The sequence below is a fragment of the Pseudoalteromonas sp. SG41-2 genome (genome assembly GCF_014164535.1).
Lineage (GTDB): Bacteria > Pseudomonadota > Gammaproteobacteria > Enterobacterales > Alteromonadaceae > Pseudoalteromonas > Pseudoalteromonas rhizosphaerae.
Window position 1 is genome coordinate 1 of the sequence record NZ_JACJFK010000088.1, and the last position, 1,255, is coordinate 1,255.

At 39.5% G+C, this 1,255-nt stretch carries 1 protein-coding gene; it reads right to left on the reverse strand.

Annotated features, from left to right (window positions below; translation table 11 throughout):
• Positions 1–29: 29 nt before the first annotated feature.
• Positions 30–1,189 (reverse strand): IS3 family transposase gene (locus tag H5186_RS22500; protein ID WP_182719725.1). Its coding sequence is split into 2 segments (ribosomal slippage): positions 30–916 and positions 916–1,189, totalling 1,161 coding nucleotides; the frame shifts between segments, so codons are not numbered across the junction.
• Between the last annotated feature and the right edge of the window lie 66 nt (positions 1,190–1,255).

Consider the following 1,255-nt stretch of genomic DNA (forward strand, 5'->3'; position numbering starts at 1 on the left):
TGTAATGGTCAACAAATTCTGTAGAGATTCTAAGCGGCATTTTTTAATTCATTATATTTCTGATGTGGCGTCATATAATTAAGCGTAGAATGCCTACGTTTGTAATTGTAAAACTGAATATAATTGTCCACCTCACTTATAACTGAATGATGATTTATAAATGACAGGCGATTCAGTCGCTCTGTTTTTAAACTTCTAAAAAATCGCTCCATTACTGCATTATCCCAACAATTACCTCGACGACTCATACTTTGCGTTATAGTTAGTTGTGATAACCGAGCTCTAAACGAGGCCGCAGAATACTGACACCCCTGATCGGAATGAAACATCAGTTGATTAAGAACCGGCTGTTGACGCTTAATAGCATTATTCAATGCTGCTATAGCCAATTCAGCATTTGGGCTTGTTGATAAGGCATACCCTACAACTTCCCTCGTTGATAAGTCTAACACACAGGCCAAGTAGCTCCACCCTTGGCGGTTCCTGATATAGGTAATATCACCGACCCAATGCGTGTTATGTGAATCAGGGTTAAACTCTCGTTTTAAGAGGTTCTGTGCGTACTTATGTTCATCACCTGAGTTAGGGTAGTAATGTTTTTTCTTCGGCCTGATGGCTTTTATATTCAACTTTTTCATCAGTGCCGCTGTTTTATATATTCCAATCGTATGATTTAACGCATTCAGTTCAACGTTCACTCTGCGTCTACCATACGTATAACCAGAATCGTCAGCGATAGATTTAATTAACGCCAGCAGTGCCTGCTCTGACTTATTTGGCGCGACGGGCGCATAGTAATAACTACTTGTACTGACTTCTAAAGCACGACACAACTCAGATACCGTATAGCTTGGGGTCGCTTTCTTCAATGCTTTAATTACTTTAAATTTTGATTGTCGCGAATGAAGAAAGCGGTGGCTTTTTTTAATATATCATTATCCCTTAAAGCGCGCTGTAGCTGCTTCTCTAGCAATTGAATACGTTGCTGTTCTGGTGTGAGTGCTTGTACATTTCCCGGGCTCTTACCATCTAGCTCAGATAGATATTGTTGCTTCCAACGTGATACTGCTGACTTTCCTGCGCCAGACATCTCTTCAATTTGCTTATTGGTATAACCTTCTTCTACCATTAATTTGGCATATTCAAGTTTTTGTTGTGCACTGAGTGTTACTTTTGATTTTCTGGTCATAGTGATACCTTTTGGGTTTAGCTCATTTTACGCTATAAACCTGTCCAGTTTCATTAGACCATTACA